Genomic DNA, 15,650 nt, shown 5'->3' with positions numbered 1-15,650 from the left:
GGGCCGGGTGGGGAGCGCTCACCAGGGGGTCCCCGGTCCCCGTCCGGCGTGTGGCCGCGGCGTGCCGCCCCGGACGGCACGGCACGGTCGCATGAAAGCGTTGCGGGGGTGCGGCCCCGGGCACCCGTGTTCAGGCGCCGGGCCGCGGGGCCCCTCCGGGCCGGGGCGCGGGGATGTCACCCGGACCGGAGGGGAGTTGGGTGCCGGCCCGCTGCCGGATCATCCGGCGGCCGGCGGACGAAGCGTCAGGGGTACGACACGACAGTCGACGGCACGGTCGAGGTGCCGGCGGGCTCCGTGGAGTCGCCGGTGTCGTTGATGACGTGGTTGTAGTGGCCGTTGCCCCCGAGCGAGACCGCGAGGAGGCTGTGGAACTTCACTCCCGGCTTGACGGGAGCCTCGAAGGCGCGGTCCTGCCGGATGGACGGATCGACGTTGTAGTTGCAGTAGCTGCCCAGGCCCCAGGCCTCGTGGGTGTTCACCGATTCGTCGACCCGATAGGCGGCGTAGCCCTTCGTCGAGCCGTTCTGAATGGCGGCCTGGTTGGGTGCGTCGTACGCCTTCTCGTTCTGGTAGAAGATCGTCCGGCCGCGTTCGCCGTACCACTCGACGTCGTACTTGTTGAAGTGTTCGACGAACAGGCCGGTGGCCAGTACGTCGTCGCCGTTGACGCGGACGCCGTAATCGGCCCGGTTGGTCTCCCACCCGACGCCCTCACCGTGGTCCGCCCGCCACACCCAGGTGTGATCGATGATCGTGTCGTCGCTGTTGACCACCATGCTGGTGGTTGCCTTCCCGGCGCCCGCGCCGCCGATGCGGATGTAGACGTCCTGCACGGTGGTGGGGTTGGCCCCGTGGTCGGCGGACGCGCCCTGCGGGCCGATCTCCAGCAGCGTGGGGGAGTTGACCGGTCCGGCGTCGATGAGGAAGCCGGCCAGCCGCACGCCGTCGACGTCGGCGACCTTCATCGCGGTCACCCCGTTGTTCGCAACGATCGTGGCGAGGCCGAGGCCCAGCACGATCGTGCCGGCCCGGTTGACGTTGATCGTCTGGTCGACGGGGTAGACGCCGGGGGTGAACAGCAGGTTCAGGCCCTGGGCGAGCGCTGCGTTGATGGTGGCGGCGGTGGCGCCGGGCTTGACGACATAGAACTTGCTGAGCGGGATCGACTCGCCCTGCGGGGTGCCGTTCTCCCAGGTGGTGCCGCGGGCGTTGGTCCGCTTGGCGGGCGCGAAGACCTTGTACTCGTTGCCGTCCAGGTAGAGGAAGGGCTTCTCGCGGGAGATCGGGGTCGTGTCGAGCGTGGTGTAGCGGGGCTCGGGGAAGCTGGTGGCGGGCGCGCCCTCGACACCCGAGAACACCTGATTCCACACGCTGTTGGACCAGCCGCCGATGGCGCTGTCGCGGGTGTACCACTGCTGCTGCGAGTAGTTGCCGACCTGGCCTTCTATCTTGCTGTCGGCTATGTAGCCGCCGCTGGCCCAGCCGTAACCGTTGGGAGCGAGGTTGAGACCGCCCTTGACATGCATGCGGCGGAAGGAGGAGGCCTGCGAGACCGCCCACCGGTTGGTGCCGTTGACCGGCTTGACCGCGAGGTTCTCCGCGGCGCGCCAGAAGTTCTGGGTGGCGTTGCCGTTGAACCAACCCGCGTCGACCGTCACGTCACCGTTGATCGTGGTGTCGTCGGGACGCAGACCGAGGCCCGCGATCTGGGTGTAGAAGCCGATCTGCGCGTTGAGGTTGTTGTAGGTGCCCGGCTTGAACAGGAAGGCGTGCCGGCCGGAACCGAACTGCGCCGACTCCTGCTCCTTGAAGACCTGGTCCAGCTTGGCCTGGATGCCGGGCGTTGACGGGTCGAAGACGTGCACGTTCGGGCCCAGGTCGCCGCCGCCGGGGATGACGGGGCCGGGGTCGTCGTCCGTGGTCCCGAACACCTTGAACTCCCAGAGGGAGTAGCCGTATCCGGTGGCACGGGCGGTGCCGAGCATGCGGACGTAGCGGGCGGTGCCGGAGACGTTCACGGTCTCGGTGCCGCCGGCGCCGCTGGTGGTGGAGTAGGCCGTCGACCAGTCCGTGCCGTTCTGGGACGTCTCGATGCGGTAGGACTTGGCGTACGCGGCCTCCCACCGCAGCTCGACCTGGGTGAGGGAGGCGGTCGCGCCGAGGTCGACGCGGATCCACTGCGGGTCGGAGAAGGCGCTGGACCAGCGGGTGCCGTTGTCGCCGTCGACGGCGGCAGTGGCGGGGGTGCCGGCCTGCTCCTGGCTGGCGGCGGTGACCGGCTTGCCCTGCGACAGCAGCACGGGTGCGGCCTGGGCCTCCTTGGCGGGGGTGAGGGCGAGAAGGGCGGCGGTCAGCGCGGTGACCACCACGCCGACGATGCCGCGGCGGCCGGGTCTGCGTGGCACCGGTGCCGCTGGCGGGATGTCAACTGTGGGCATGGGGAGACTCCTTGACACGGAATGAGCGGGAGAGCGCTCTCCGGAACCTTGCCCGCCGTGCCGGTCGCGGTCAAGGTTCCGGACACGGCTTTTCTTTTGGCTTGCATTAAGGGTGATGGCCAGCGCGGGGGTCCGGGAGGAATCAGGGGAGGCCGGAGTAGGCCTGGCGGAACGTCAGACACGGCAGCTGTAAGTCTTGATCGTCTGGCTCCGGTCATGTGGTCGCCGCCGCGGTGATGTTGTTCCATCGGCGGTGGGCCTCAGTGGCCTGGTGCCGGTGGTGACGGCGTCAGGCAGACCAGTGCAGGGCGTGCTCGAGGTCGCGGCGGGGCGTGGGGAGTGCGGTGATCCGCAGGACGGCCAGGAGTTCGCGGCCGCTGGCCGGGGCGAGTTGGAGGCCGTGATCGGTTCCGTCGACGGTGCGGGTGGCAGCGTGGGTGACGGCGAGGACGGCGGCGGCGAACAGGCTGATCAGGCTCCAGCGCATCCAGGAGGTCCAGCAGGTCACTTGGCCCTGGTCGAGTCCCGCCAGGCCCTTCGCGCCTTGGAAATCCTCCTCGATCTTCCAGCGGGTGCAGATGATGTTCACGAGGACCGCGAGGCTGACGGGGGTGGTGGAGTGGCAGCGGTAGAAGGACAGTTCGCGGGTGTATCGGTGGCGGCGCACGACGAGGAACGCGTGCCCGGCCTCGTCCCGGCCTGCGGGGGCGTCGTCGGCCAGGACGTCGATCAGGGCCCAGTCGTAGTGGCGGTCGCCCTTGGTGCCGTTGCCCGTACGTCGTCGCATCCAGGCCCTGGCCGGCACCTTCGCCGCCAGCTCAGTGGCGCTGAAGCGGCCCACGGCAGTGCTCGCGCGATGGTCGGCCCTGACCGCCAGGGCGTAGTCGAAGCCCAGCGTGCGGGCGGTGCGGCGCAGCTCCAGGCTGCCGTAGACCTCGTCGCCGGTGAACCAGCGGGCGGGAAGGCCGAGTTGACGGGCGCGGTGCAGCATGGCGGCGGCCAGCTGAGGCTTGATGGCGAAGGCGACCTCGTCGGGCACGTGCCGCAGCAGCCTGCGCTCCTCGTCTTCGGCCCAGGCGGCGGGCAGGTAGAGCTCGCGGTCGATCAGGGCGTGACCGCGCGGCGAGGCGTAGGTGAGATGGACGGCGACCTGGCACAGACCCACCCCGCCAAGAGAGCCGGAGTACTGGTGGGAGGCTCCCACGCAGTCGGTGGAGGACTTCTCGTCACCCGTCTCGTCGACGATCAACACGGCTTCGTTGTCGGCGAGTTCGGCCGCGACCCAGGCGGCGAGACGGTCGCGGGCCAGGTCATGGTTCCAGGCGCCGCGCGAGAGGAAGTGCTGGAGTCGGTGCGGCCCGTCGTGCCCGAGTGCCTCGGCGAGGGTCCAGCAGTTGCGCCGCTCCAGCTCCATCAGCATGCCCTGCGTCATCTCCCGGCCCAGCATCCGCGAGTCCCGGCGCGGGAAGCAGACGGCCACCGCCGCCATCAGCGACCCGAACGCCGCCGTCCAGACCCGCTCGGCTATCGTGGCCTCCACGGCCACCTGATTCTTGATCGTCTTCACACACGTCAATGATCACGGTGGCCGTTCCCGTGTCTACGGTCACCCCCACCCTGACCTGCACGGACGCCTCAACGATCAAGACTTACAGCTGCCGTGACTGAGCTGTCCGACCAGCGTCTGGAGCTTTTCCTTGGTGCGGGCGATCAGGGCGACGTCGAAGCCGCGGCTGCCGAAGGTGCGGGCGATGGCCAGGCCCATGCCGGGGCCGGCGCCGATGATGGCAATAGTGGGCACGATCAGAACTCTCTTGGAGCGACGCTCGAGTCCGGGCGAAGCCGCCGTCAGTGGGCGGACGATATCGCGTACGTCGAAGCGCTTGGACGAGGGACGGGCGGGCGAATCGACGACTGGGCTGTCAACGGGATCCGAATCCGGACCCGCCCTCCGCTCGTGCCTCCATCCCCGGCAGCGCCGACGTCAGCGACCGATGATGCTGCGGGACGCCCGCCAGTTACTAGCTGTTTTCCAACCCTCTTGTGTTCGATGGCGGTCCGTACGACGAGCTTGATCGTGTGATCTGGTGGCGGAAGAGGGCACGAGGACGAGGCCCCGCTCCTAGCGTGTCGGTTGTCTACGCCGAACCCGCAAGAAACAGAGCCTCGTTGTGCCTCACGCTATCGCCTGTGCTCCTGATCGTCCGCTGCCAGACCTCCGGTTCACGGCACCGTGCGACTGTCTCGCGCATCTGTACGGCAATGCCGGCGACCGTCCGTTGCGGGCTCGCTTTTACTCCACGGACATGACCGATGAGGAGTGGCAGGTCATCCGGCGGGTGATGCCGCTGCCGGGCTGGCTGTGCGGGCGCGGGGGCAATCCGGAGGGCTACTGCCACCGCGAGATGTTCGACGCGGTGCGCTACCTGGTGTCCGAGGGCATCAAGTGGCGGGCGATGCCTGCCGACTTCCCGCCCTGGGGCGCCGTCTACGCCTTCGCGCGTCGCTGGCAGGCCGAGGAGCTCCTGGACGTCCTGCACGACCGGCTCCGTGAACAGCTGCGGCTCATCGAGGGCCGGGACGATCCCGAACCGACCGCCGCGATCGTCGACTCCCAGTCCCTGCGCGGGGCTGCCACGCTCACCGGAGAACGCCGTGGCTACGACGGGGCGAAGTTGGTCTCGGGCTCCAAGCGCCACATCGCGGTGGACTGCCTGGGACTGCTGCTGGTGGTGCTGGTGACCGCCGCCGACCTGCAGGACCGCGACGCGGGCGTGAACCTGCTCAGTGCCGTGCACCGGCTGTTCGCCCGGGTTGCTCTGGTGTGGGCCGACAGCGGCTACGCCGGCGCGCTGATCGACTGGGCACGCGAGAACCTCGCCCTGAAGGTCGAGGTAGTGCGTCGCAGCGATGACATGAGTGGCTTCGCAGTACTGCCGCGGCGCTGGGTGGTGGAGAGGACGTTGTGCGCCACGAGGCGCTCTGTTTGTATCCCCGGCTGAGCCGGGAGGAACTCGGAAGGAGGTTCCTGGGCCGGATGACTTACCTGGATCCGAAAGGTGAAGGGGACAACAGCATGTCAGAAAACCAGCGACCGGGCTCAGTTGTCAGTGACGGTGCGCTGGGCGGCCCGCGCGATATGGCGAAGACTGGATTGTTTGAAGCCCAATCTCCAGAAGATGCAAGTTCCCATCCGCCGGAATTGACAACTGAAACCGGCGCCGCGCTCTGCTCCAGCTTCGATTGTTGGCCGGGGCACTTCCGGGGTGCGGAGCGATGTCCAGCGAGGACATTCAAGGAGATGAGTGGGACGCCTGTGTCGCGCTAGAACGTACAGCAGGGACGAACGTGGGATCGCCTACGGGATGAGAGTCCTATGGCGACGGAGGCCCCGTAGTAGTCGCCGGAGTCACGACCGGCCAGGGAGGACGGGAAAGCCGTCTGCATCGGGCGAAGGGGGCCAGGTGATTCGGACACTTGAACCCGGGAGGTATGCGTAATGCAGAGCGCCAAAACGGTGCTGGGTGTCCTGCGTGAACGCGGCGGGCGTGGCCTGCCGTGTGATGAACTGTATCGGCAGCTGTTCAACCCGAAGTTGTATCTGCTGGCCTACGGGCGCATCTACGCCAACCATGGTGCGATGACGCCCGGGGTCACGTCGGAAACCGTGGACGGCATGTCACAGCGGAAGATCGACCGGATCACCGAGGCGATGCGCCACGAGCGCTACCGCTTCCGCCCGGTCCGGCGCGTCCATATCCCGAAGAAGAATGGGAAGACGCGTCCGCTGGGGCTACCGACCTGGTCGGACAAACTCGTGGGTGAGGTGGTCCGCCTGTTATTGGAGGCGTACTACGAGCCGACGTTCTCCGGCCGCTCTCATGGGTTTCGTCCCCGCCGGGGCTGCCATACCGCTTTGCGGGAGGTGGACCACACCTGGACCGGGACGTCCTGGTTCATCGAAGGGGACATCGCCGACTGCTTCGGCAGCCTGGACCACGAGGTCCTGCTGTCGATCCTCGGCGAGAAGATCCATGACCAGCGGTTCCTGCGGCTGGTGCGCAACATGCTCAAGGCCGGATACCTGGAGGACTGGAGATGGGGCGCCACGCTCTCCGGAGCGCCGCAAGGCGGAGTGGCCTCCCCGATCCTGTCCAACATCTACCTGCACAAGTTGGATGAGTTCGTCGAGACAGTTCTGATTCCGGAGTACACCCGAGGGAAGCGCCGGGCCCGCAACCCGGCATATCTGGAGTTGCAGAATCTGCTGGCGAAAGCACGCCGGCGCGGCGACCGGGTCCAGGCCCGTGCGCTGCGTCAGCAGATGGTCAGCCTGCCGAGCGCGGATCCCAGCGATCCGGGATACCGCAGGCTGCGCTACATACGCTACGCGGATGATCACCTCCTCGGTTTCACCGGACCGAAAGCCGAGGCCGAGCAGATCAAAAAACGCCTGGCCCAGTTCCTGCGTGACGAACTCAGGCTGGAACTGTCTCGGGAGAAAACGCTGATCACTCACGCCCGTACCCGGGCAGCAAGGTTTCTCGGTTACGAGATCACGACCCAGCACAACGACACGAAGAAGACTGGCCGTTACCGCCGAATCAACGGCCAGATAGCACTCCGTGTCCCACAGGACGTGATCAAAGCCAAGTGCGCCCCCTACATGGATCGCGGAAAACCCGCGAAGACGACGGCCCTGACCAATAGCAGCGATCATGCGATCGTGGCAACCTACGGGACCGTATATCGGGGTGTCGTCCAGTACTACCTGCTTGCCGGGGATGTCTTCCGGCTGCACCGGCTGCAATGGGTCATGGAGACTTCTATGCTCAAGACTCTTGCGGCCAAGCATCGCTCGTCAGTGTCGAAGATGGCCACCAAGCACAAGACCAGAATCGACACGCCCAACGGGCCCCGAGTCTGTTTCGAGGCCCGTATCGAGCGGAAGAACAGGAAACCGCTGGTGGCACGATTCGGTGGGATTCCTCTCCAACGGCAGCGGGCGGCGGAACTCGCCGATCGTGAGCCGGTGCGGGTGGACTATCCGCAGAAGGAACTCATCGCGAGGCTCCTTGCGGATACCTGTGAGATCTGCGGAAGTAACGGCAACGTGCAAGTGCACCATGTCCGTGCTCTCGCCGATCTCGCGCATGCCGGATGGCAGCCTTCCGACTGGGCGCGCGTCATGCTTCACCGACGGCGCAAAACCGTCGTGGCCTGCGACACCTGCCACGACCGTATCCACGCGGAACGGCCAGCCAGACCATTCATGCAGTAGTCACTGGAGAGCCGGGTGACCGGGAAACCGTCATGTCCGGTTCGGCGGGAGGCCGCGCGGAACAGGACTCGCCCTCATGGTGAGCACCTCGCCGCGCGGCCGACCCAACCGCGTGGCTGGTCAACTGCCGTCGCCTGGTGAGGGATTACGAGCGCACCGCCGCGGCCCACGAGGCGTATGTGAAGTGGGCGATGGTCACCTTGATGACGCGCCGGCTGGCCGCGGCGGGGCAGGGCCCGGCCCGCTCGGTGCCGCCCGTCTCTTCTCTCGCCCATTGCGAGTTGTTGCTTCGAACCGGCCAAACATGTAGCGCCCAGCGTGGGGCACGGAGCGCCACCCACCTTCTATCACCCTAGAAATCCAAGGGTTTCCAAGCCTTGCTAGAGGCTTCCGGAGTGGCTAACCTGACGGCATGACAGACACCGCGACCACCAACCGCTGCCACTGCGGCTGCCAGACCGCCATCGGCTACGGACGCACCTTCGCCGCCGGTCATGACAAGATCGCCGAAGCCGCCTACCTCGCCGTCCACCACAACGGCTCCGTTGCCGAACTCCTCAAGAGCCAGGGCTACGGCCCCGACAACCCCGTCACCGACGCAGCCGTCGAAGCGGGCGCCTGGAAGAAGTGCGACCACTGCGACTACAAGGGCGCCCCTGAAAGCATCCGCAACCACATGGCCAAGGTGCAGAAGGCTGAGAACACCCAGCGAGAGTCCCTGGAGAAGTCCGTTCGCGCGCTCGGCGGAACCTGGGACCCGAGCCGCGGAATGCAGACTCTGCGAGATGCCGGTTACCACCCCTCCGAGAAGTACATCCGAGAGGTGTACCGACGACTGGCGGACAGTGGCCTGCTGGAGAAGGTGGATGAGCACCGGGCCATCTACTTCGTCATCGAGAAGTAGGGCTAGCAACTGTGCCCTGTGCTCGTGAAGATCGGGCCAGGGGACACGTCCTCACGTAGGCGCTGGTGCGCGTCGGCGAGAGTGTCCAGCCGGGCCAGCCAGTCTTCGAAGGCGAGGTCGTCGGGGAAGCCGGAGGCGTAGTTTCCGGCGTAGCCGAGGGTCATCTGAACGCGGAGGTGTCCGTATTGGATGGCGGCGGCGGTCGCGTCCCGCGAGGTGGTGTAAGCGATCATGCGCTTCGCCTTCCGGTACCTGGCTCGCGATGATCTCTCCGTTGGCGCGGCACGCGAAGTGGCCCGGTCAGGCGCGGGGAGTGCCTCAGCCGGTCGAAGTACCCGGCGTGACCTGCGAGTTCCGGTCCGTTGATCGGCTACACCACCCGGCGGGACGCCATCGCGGCGGCGACCAGGCCCCGTGGCCGGCGGACGATGAACCAGGCCAGGGTGCGGCGCAGGCGAGCGGAGTAGATGACCGGGTGGACCGGGTCGGGCGGGATGCGGTCACTGCGGCCGTGCTCGGTGCAGTAGGTCTCGACCCAGGCCAGGAATTCGGCGATGTCGTGGTTGATCCGAGTCTCCGACCGGGAGCCGCCGACGCGGCTGCGCAGGATGGTCGCGCCGTCGCGGCCGTCGGTGAACAACGTCGCCGGGAACAGCCAGGTGCTCGTTTGGAGCCGTTCCAGGACGGCGACGGTGGTGGCGACGGCCTCGGTGACAACCCACGGATCGGCCCGGATCTCGCCCTCGGGCATTTTGTCGCCGGCAGCGTCGCGGACACCTTTCCAGTGTCTGCCGCGCAGGAGGACCAGGCCGTGGGCGTGATCTCGTTCGACGCAGCCGCGTTTCAGACTGAGGGCTTCGCCTGACCGCATCCCCGACAGGTAGCTGATCACGATGAAGCACGCCGTACTCAGATGCCGGGCCAGGAACCCGGCCTCGGTGTATTCGATGGCCCCGTCGTGCCAGGGCCGGCCGTCCAACCGCCCGGCGACCGGCGCGTCCAGCGGCGTGCCCTCGATGACGGGCAGCCCCATCTCGGCGAAAACGGCGCGGTTGCTGGGGTTGTCCAGCGCGCCGCGGGCCGTGTCGAGCACCTTTCCCAGATGCGAGAGGTTGACCCGGAGCGTGCCGTCGTTGTCCCGGATGCCGGGAAGCGGACGTCCCCGCTCACGGTAATCGCTCAGCAGGACGCGCAGGTCGTCGGTCAGCGCGCCTTTCGGGCGCCGCGGTGGGGGAATGGCCCGGCCCCCGCGGCTGCGGCCGCTGCGCTCGCTGAGGACAAGGTGTTCGCTGAATGCCGCGGTGATGTCCTCGGCGAAGGTCTCCACGAACCGCAGGGACCAGGCCAGCAGCGCCGACATCGTCTCGGGGTGGATCCGGGGCGTCCGGTTCTCTTCGCGGATGGCGCGCCGCTGCTGGAGGATGTCCTGGATGCGCTCGCCGCGCCAGGGCGGTGTTTGCGGCAGCCGGTCGGCCTCGGGCAGCAGGTCCCGGTAGGACCACACCCGGTTCACGATCGAGAGCCGGTCTTCGCGCTGGCCATGGCTGGTCTCGGTTGCTTTGACGTGCGCGGCGTAGTCATCGAGGTCGGCCAGCGACACCTCGCCGAAGCACGTCCGGCCGCGCCCGTGGAGCCAGTCGGTGAACAGCCGGAGGCTGCGGAACATGCAGGTGATGGTGGTGATCGCCAACGTGCGCGGACGGAAGTAGAAGGTGGAGACGCCGGCGCTGGTGTGGTTGAGCAGCAACCACGTGAGCGTCTTGACCGTATGCAGGAACGGTGCCGTGATGGGGCTGAAGTCGATCGAGAACGCGGTGGTGTGGCCCTCGAAGACGGCGGGTGAAAGGCGCCAGCGCTGGTCGGCGAAGACCGACAGGGTGCTGGGGTCGGTCCCGGGGCGCAACGGCCGGTTGAGCAGCACGAGTGTGTCTGGCTCGGGCAGTGCAGGCGTAGAGGGGGCCGGGGCAGTGTCCGGGATGATCATGTCAGGTCGAGTCCTCGGGTCAGGAACCGCTCGACCAGGGCGCGCTGCTCGGCGGTGATCTTGGTGCGGGTCGTGGCGATCGTCGCGGTGGGGAAGCTGGCGAGCAGGTCGGCCAGTTGCGCGACGGGCCCGGCGAATCGTTCGGCCCAGCGCAGAGGTGTCATCTCCTGCCTGCGGGCCTCCAGTCCGTCCTGGACGGCGATCAGCACCGGCAGGTGCGCCGGAGTCGCGCGGGCGCAGGGGCAGGACAGGCAGAGGAGGAACGAGGCCCGGCAGGGCTCACCCGCCGGGCTGTGCGGGCTGGCCAGATGGTCGGTGCAGCCTCCCAGCACGGTGTCCAGTTCCCCGGCCAACAGCTTCTTCAGAGTGGCCGTCTCCAGGCCGTGGCGCCTGGCGACGGCCTCGGGCCTCTGCCGGGCCTCGGCGACGTCGGCGGCAGTCAGCACGCGCATGACCTGTGCGGCCCTCGCGCCGGCCAGCTGCTCCTCCAGCACGTCGGCGACGACCTTCTGGTACTCGGCGAGGTTGCCGCGGTTGCGGGCCAGATACTCGTTCGCCAGCGTCCGTTCGGTGTGGGCGACCGGCTGCTGGTGGCGTTCCAGCCAGCTCATCCGCAGCCGTCGGCTGTCGACCACGAGCGGAATCGGACGACCGTCCTCGTCCAGGGCGTCGGCGCTCAGCTTCGCGCCACGGCTCCAGCTGGCCAGGATCGCATTGGGTAGGCCGGTGCGGAATCCGCGAGCCTTCTCCACGCCCTTGGAGCAGAAGAAGACCAGGAGCTGGTCCGTTCCGAGGTGCGCCCGTGCCGGGCCGGCCAGATCGACCAGCAGCGCGTAGACCCCGAACGGGGTGTGCAGGTCGAACTGCCGGTGCGGGATGCCGCCTGGCTCGCCGGGCGCGCTGCCGTACAACGCGGTCGGCATGTGTGCGCGGTCCCGGCCGCGGCGCGGCTTGACCAGGTCCACCACCGCAGTCGCGGTGGTCCCGGTGTGCCCGTCGGCGCGGTGGTGCGTCGCCGTAGCTGTGGAGATCGTGCTGTAGTTCTGCCCGGTCAGGCAGAGCAGCAGCACGCCGGCCGCGCCGATGTCGGCGAAGGTCAGGTGCAGGTCCGCCATCAGCCGGCCCGCCCCGAACGGACGGACGCAGATGTCGGGCTGCCAGCCCCAGCGGGTGTCCCTGCGCGGGACGTCGCCGTGCCGCTCCACGTAATCCAGCAGCTCGCCGTGCTGCCAGGCTCGCGGCTCTGCTTCGGCGTCGATCTGTCCGGCTCGCCAGCGGGCCAGCAATTCCCGCCCGGCGAAGATCCGCTCGGCGGCCCGCCTGAGCTGGGAGCGCGCGGTGGTGGTGATGCGGTCGAACTCGGCCGTGGTGTAGCTGGCGGCGGGCGTGGAGTTGCGCTCCAGGCCCTTGCTGGCCAGTCGCGCCAGGAAGTCCTGCCCGGCCCCCTCGGGTGCGAACCGCAGCACCGAGCGCAGCGTCGGCAGCTCCCGGTTGAGGTTCGGCGTGCCCAGACCGGCCATCTGAAAGCTCTCCAGGTGGGCGGCTCGAAGCTGCGCCGGATGTGCCGGCGGGCGGTTGAGCGAGGCCAGGTGGTGTGCGAAGCGGCGCAGCAGACCGTAGGCGCTCAGGGCCGAGGAGGTCGTTCTGCGCCGCCCGGCCGGGCCGGTCGCCCCGGCGAAGGCGGTCGCCAGCCACACCACCAGCTCGCGGGCGATGGGGAAGGCGGCGAAGTCGTAGTCGACGGGCGGGCCGCCGCGCTCGGGGAAGAAGCGGACCAGGCACTGGCCGTCGTCGAGGAACAACCGTTGCGGCGCTTGGTATCCGGGTGTCGGCAGCGCAGCCGGGCGCCCCGCAGCGCGGGTCATGACGGCTCTCCGGCGAGCGGGTCGGACAGGACCTGCGGGTGCGTGGCGAACATGGACGCCATCAGGGCCGACAGCGCGAAACCGTGAGCGTGCTCGATCAGCAGCGAGACGTCGAGGTCGCGGAAGGGTTCCAGGTAGGTATCCATGGTGGTGGTCACGTCGGCGTGCCCCAGCAGCGTCTTGACCAGATACCAGGTGTCGCCGAACTGGGCGCGGAAGTCGCGTACCTCCTCAGCGTTCAGGTGCGCGACCTGCCGCTCGTAGAGCAGTCGGCCGACCGAGTACCAGCGCAGCGCGAAGGAGTGCCTTGTGTCCGCAGAGGCCGTGTGCAGATGACTCCGTGTGGCGATTGAGCAGGTCCGATCGCAGAGGCGGCTTTCGCGACGCAGATGGTCGGCTGTGTTGTATTCCGCAGGACCCCCTGTGATGCAGGTCACTCTCTCTCGTGTTCCTGGGGCCGCGCTGTCAGTGGGTGCTGAGATCGTGCCTCCGTGAGCGAATTGGTGGAGCATGTGGATGAGCAGGACCGCGTCTTGGGAGTCGTCGAACGAGGCGAGGCGGAGCGTCAGCACTGGCCGCATCGCATTGCCACGACGATCTGCCGTGATCAGGCAGGGCGGATCTTGGTGCTGCGGCGGTCCGAGACGCATTCCCGGTTCCCTGGCTACTACGACGTGATGGTCGGTGGCGCCGTGAACGTGGGCGAGTCGTATGAGGAAGCCGCGGCCCGGGAACTGTCCGAAGAGCTGGGCGTTTGTGTGCCCGTCCGCTTCATGTTCAAGTTCCTTTGCCGAGAGGGGATCAGCCCCGTGTGGTTTGGGGTGCATGAGGCTGTCGTGTCGGAACGCCTGGTCCCGGACCCGGGTGAGATCGGCTGGCAGGAATGGTTGACGTTGGACGAACTGCGCGACGTGATTGATCAATGGTGCTTCGTTCCGGGAGGGCGGGAAGCTCTGCGTCGATACTTGGAGTCCGGATCCGGCAGCGGTGCGGGCGAACTGGCAGCTGGGTGATCGGCGATGCGGGTGGCCTCGGTCCAGGGCGGGCATTTCAGCTGCAGGACCCGATCACCGTGGTTCGTGGTGCTGGAAGCCGCCTGACTTGGGTGGTTCCGGCGGAGGCTTCGCGGAGCCGGACGATCTCTTCGTGTTGCGCGGCCAGGCGAGCCAGGGATTGGGAGCGGAAGTCGGTGAGCTTGTCGATCGTCTCGCCAGACTGGGCAATCCGGGCTTTGAGCTTGGCGTTCTCTGCCTTGAGGCGGGCGATCTGGGCTTCGCGGGGGTCGGGGATCTCGTCGGCATCTTGGAGGGCCCGCAGGCGGCGTTCGAACTCGACGCGGAGGTGAGCGTAGGGGCGGGTGCCGTAGAACGCGGTGCGGTCGACGGCGGCCTCGTTGGCGAGGGTCTTGATGTCGCATTTCCCGCCGGGCGGGATCTCGCCGCGCAAGAGGCGGTCCATGGCGGCTCGGATGCGGTTCTCGTTCTCGGTCCGCTGGGCTGCGGAGATTCTCATGCGGATTCCTCGTCCATGGTGGCGCTGCCAGCGTCGATCTCGGCGACGACGCGGAGGGCCCGGTCGTAGTCGGCCCGCAGCCGGGTGCGTTCGGTCCTGCGTGTGGCGCCGAGCTGGCCGAGGAAAGTCTCGGTGCGTTCGGCGTGTTCGGCCCAGACGGGCCGGTGACAAGGGTGATGAGTGGCCTGCGGGCAGCGGGCGGAGTCACACATCCCGACCAGCGGACGATCGGCCGTCGGGGTGCCGGCCAGCTTGAGGCAGAGCGCCCGGGACGGGTCGGTGAACCAGCAGTAGTTCGCCGGGCCGAGGTGGAGGACCCTGGCGCGTTTGGTCAGCAGGTTGAGCACGTCGCGGTCACTGCGCTGGGTCTTCGGCGCCGACGCTGTTGCCGGTTCGAGCTTCTCGTCGATGCTGGCGAAGAACTCGGTGAGGCTCCGGGCGCCGGGGCCGGCCGGGAGAATGCCCTGCTGGAAGTTCCGGAACTCTTCCAGAACCAGGTCCAAGTTCCGGTCGCTCTCGTGCTTGTTGACCTCGGCCAGCAACTCGGCCTGAGCCCCGCCAGGGCGGGAGGCATACCCTTCTGTAGTGGCCACTGCAATGTGCTTTAGGTGCAGCTTGGAGGCCAGCACGCCGCCCGGCCGGTAGGCCATTTCCAGCGCCAATGTGCGACGCAGCCTCCTCAGATTGACCTGTCCATCGGGGATGGGAGCGAGTCCGAGGCGATGTCCTGCCGGGGAGTTGACCCAGTTGCGGAACCACTTGTAGCGGACGGAGAAGGCGAACCGTCCGAAGAGCAGAGCGCCCTCCTGGCGGTCATCGTGCAGGTCCTCGGCGAATTCGACGGCGCGATAGACAGGCTCGATGACGACCCATTCGTCGTCGGTGCCGCCCAGCGGCTGCCCTTTGACGACCTTGCTGGCGAGCCGGTAGCGGGTGAGCCCGGGGACGGGCTCTTCGAGGGGAAGCCGGCAGCCGATGCGAAGCTCCATCAACTCGCTCGCCCGCATGCCGGAGGCCGCGGCCAGCACGATCATCGCGGCGGTGCGGACGATGCCGACCAGAGCGACGGCCTGGAGCCGGTGCAGAGGAAAGGTCCAGGGCAACACGGACGAGGTGTCCGCCATGGTGATCTCGACGGCGTCCCGGGCGAAGACCTCCTTCACCCCGACGGACGCGACCGCGTCTTCCAGCGGGCCGCGCAGGCAGCGCATCCACCGGGCCTCGAACTGGGTAATCCCGGCCTGGCGGGCCAGGACTCCTGTGGCCACCGTCAGGAGGGGGTCATCGGCGGACCAGCCGCTGGCAAGCCGGTCGGCGACGTGGTGGTCGGCGAGCATCGGCAAAGGTGTGCACGTATCCGTGTACTCGCTCAGCAGCTCGGTGAATTCAGCCAGCGGAACCACGTGGACCGCGCGGAGCCCTCGCGCTTTGCGGACGGAGAGCTTGTCGGCCTCCCGGATCTGGCGGGCGAGTTCAATAGCGTGCGGTCCCAGGGAGGACATCAGGAACAGGGCGGCGGCCAGCATCGGCTGCATGACGGCGTCGTCGACGGGCTGAGTCTTGTTCTCGGTCCGGCCGCTGGGCATTTTGAACCGCCCCGGGTTCGGTAGAGATCTCAGATTGTGGTTGTGACCTGGGGTTTCGTGGATTCCATGTAGTGATT

13 protein-coding genes are annotated in these 15,650 nt (G+C 67.9%); 4 read left to right on the top strand and 9 right to left on the bottom strand.

The annotated features are described in order from the left end of the window. Nucleotides 1–245 precede the first annotated feature (245 nt). From RMT89_RS02260 to RMT89_RS02250, 3 genes are all read right to left on the bottom strand, one after another. Entirely contained in the window at nt 246–2,441 is a 2,196-nt protein-coding gene (locus tag RMT89_RS02260; RefSeq protein ID WP_315882190.1) for a discoidin domain-containing protein, read from the bottom strand. Nucleotides 2,442–2,730: 289 nt separating this feature from the next. Next, nucleotides 2,731–4,008 carry an IS701 family transposase gene (locus tag RMT89_RS02255; protein ID WP_315882189.1) on the bottom strand — a complete coding sequence of 426 codons (1,278 nt, stop codon included), beginning with the start codon at nt 4,006–4,008 and terminating at the stop codon, nt 2,731–2,733. Nucleotides 4,009–4,083: 75 nt separating this feature from the next. After that, nucleotides 4,084–4,242 carry an SDR family NAD(P)-dependent oxidoreductase gene (locus RMT89_RS02250; RefSeq protein WP_315882188.1) on the bottom strand — a complete coding sequence of 53 codons (159 nt, stop codon included), beginning with the start codon at nt 4,240–4,242 and terminating at the stop codon, nt 4,084–4,086. Nucleotides 4,243–4,747: 505 nt separating this feature from the next. Between RMT89_RS02250 and RMT89_RS02245 the strand changes: the two genes are divergently transcribed. The 3 genes from RMT89_RS02245 to RMT89_RS02235 all read left to right on the top strand — a co-directional run bounded on the left by RMT89_RS02245 (nt 4,748) and on the right by RMT89_RS02235 (nt 8,626). Further along, nucleotides 4,748–5,443 (top strand): IS5 family transposase, encoded by a 696-nt coding sequence (locus tag RMT89_RS02245; protein ID WP_315882187.1) that lies wholly within the window; start codon nt 4,748–4,750, stop codon nt 5,441–5,443. 497 nt (nt 5,444–5,940) lie between these two features. After that, on the top strand, nt 5,941–7,722 hold the full coding sequence (locus tag RMT89_RS02240) for a reverse transcriptase domain-containing protein (RefSeq protein WP_315882186.1): 1,782 nt from the start codon (nt 5,941–5,943) through the stop codon (nt 7,720–7,722). Between the two features lie 412 nt (nt 7,723–8,134). After that, the gene (locus RMT89_RS02235) at nt 8,135–8,626 is read left to right on the top strand and encodes a hypothetical protein (protein ID WP_114059034.1); all 492 of its coding nucleotides are present in this window, start codon (nt 8,135–8,137) and stop codon (nt 8,624–8,626) included. Nucleotides 8,627–8,628: 2 nt separating this feature from the next. Here RMT89_RS02235 and RMT89_RS02230 read toward each other — a convergent pair whose 3' ends face one another. The 4 genes from RMT89_RS02230 to RMT89_RS02215 form a co-directional block, all read right to left on the bottom strand. Continuing rightward, complete coding sequence (locus RMT89_RS02230) at nt 8,629–8,859, bottom strand: hypothetical protein (RefSeq protein ID WP_315882185.1); 231 nt, start codon at nt 8,857–8,859, stop codon at nt 8,629–8,631. Between the two features lie 137 nt (nt 8,860–8,996). Beyond that, entirely contained in the window at nt 8,997–10,610 is a 1,614-nt protein-coding gene (locus RMT89_RS02225) for a hypothetical protein (protein WP_315882184.1), read from the bottom strand. Next, nucleotides 10,607–12,475 carry a hypothetical protein gene (locus tag RMT89_RS02220; RefSeq protein ID WP_315882183.1) on the bottom strand — a complete coding sequence of 623 codons (1,869 nt, stop codon included), beginning with the start codon at nt 12,473–12,475 and terminating at the stop codon, nt 10,607–10,609. Before RMT89_RS02220 ends, RMT89_RS02225 begins: the two co-directional genes overlap by 4 nt. Further along, a complete protein-coding gene (locus RMT89_RS02215) occupies nt 12,472–12,912 on the bottom strand; it encodes a hypothetical protein (RefSeq protein WP_315882182.1) in 441 nt (146 codons plus the stop codon). The genes RMT89_RS02220 and RMT89_RS02215 overlap by 4 nt, the downstream gene beginning before the upstream one ends. A gap of 54 nt (nt 12,913–12,966) precedes the next feature. Between RMT89_RS02215 and RMT89_RS02210 the strand changes: the two genes are divergently transcribed. Further along, the gene (locus RMT89_RS02210; protein WP_315882181.1) at nt 12,967–13,488 is read left to right on the top strand and encodes an NUDIX domain-containing protein; all 522 of its coding nucleotides are present in this window, start codon (nt 12,967–12,969) and stop codon (nt 13,486–13,488) included. A 37-nt stretch (nt 13,489–13,525) separates the two neighbouring features. Here the strand turns inward: RMT89_RS02210 and RMT89_RS02205 are convergent, their stop codons facing one another. Together RMT89_RS02205 and RMT89_RS02200 are read right to left on the bottom strand one after the other, a co-directional pair. Continuing rightward, nucleotides 13,526–13,987: a hypothetical protein gene (locus RMT89_RS02205; RefSeq protein WP_315882180.1), complete on the bottom strand. Its 462-nt coding sequence runs from the start codon at nt 13,985–13,987 to the stop codon at nt 13,526–13,528. Further along, a partial coding sequence (locus RMT89_RS02200) for a site-specific integrase (protein ID WP_315882179.1) occupies nt 13,984–15,650 on the bottom strand: 1,667 nt, incomplete at its 5' end. The genes RMT89_RS02200 and RMT89_RS02205, both read right to left, overlap by 4 nt.

The organism is Streptomyces sp. P17, assembly GCF_032436805.1.
In the GTDB taxonomy this organism is placed as follows: Bacteria; Actinomycetota; Actinomycetes; order Streptomycetales; family Streptomycetaceae; genus Streptomyces.
This window is presented reverse-complemented; position numbering and strand designations above follow the sequence as displayed.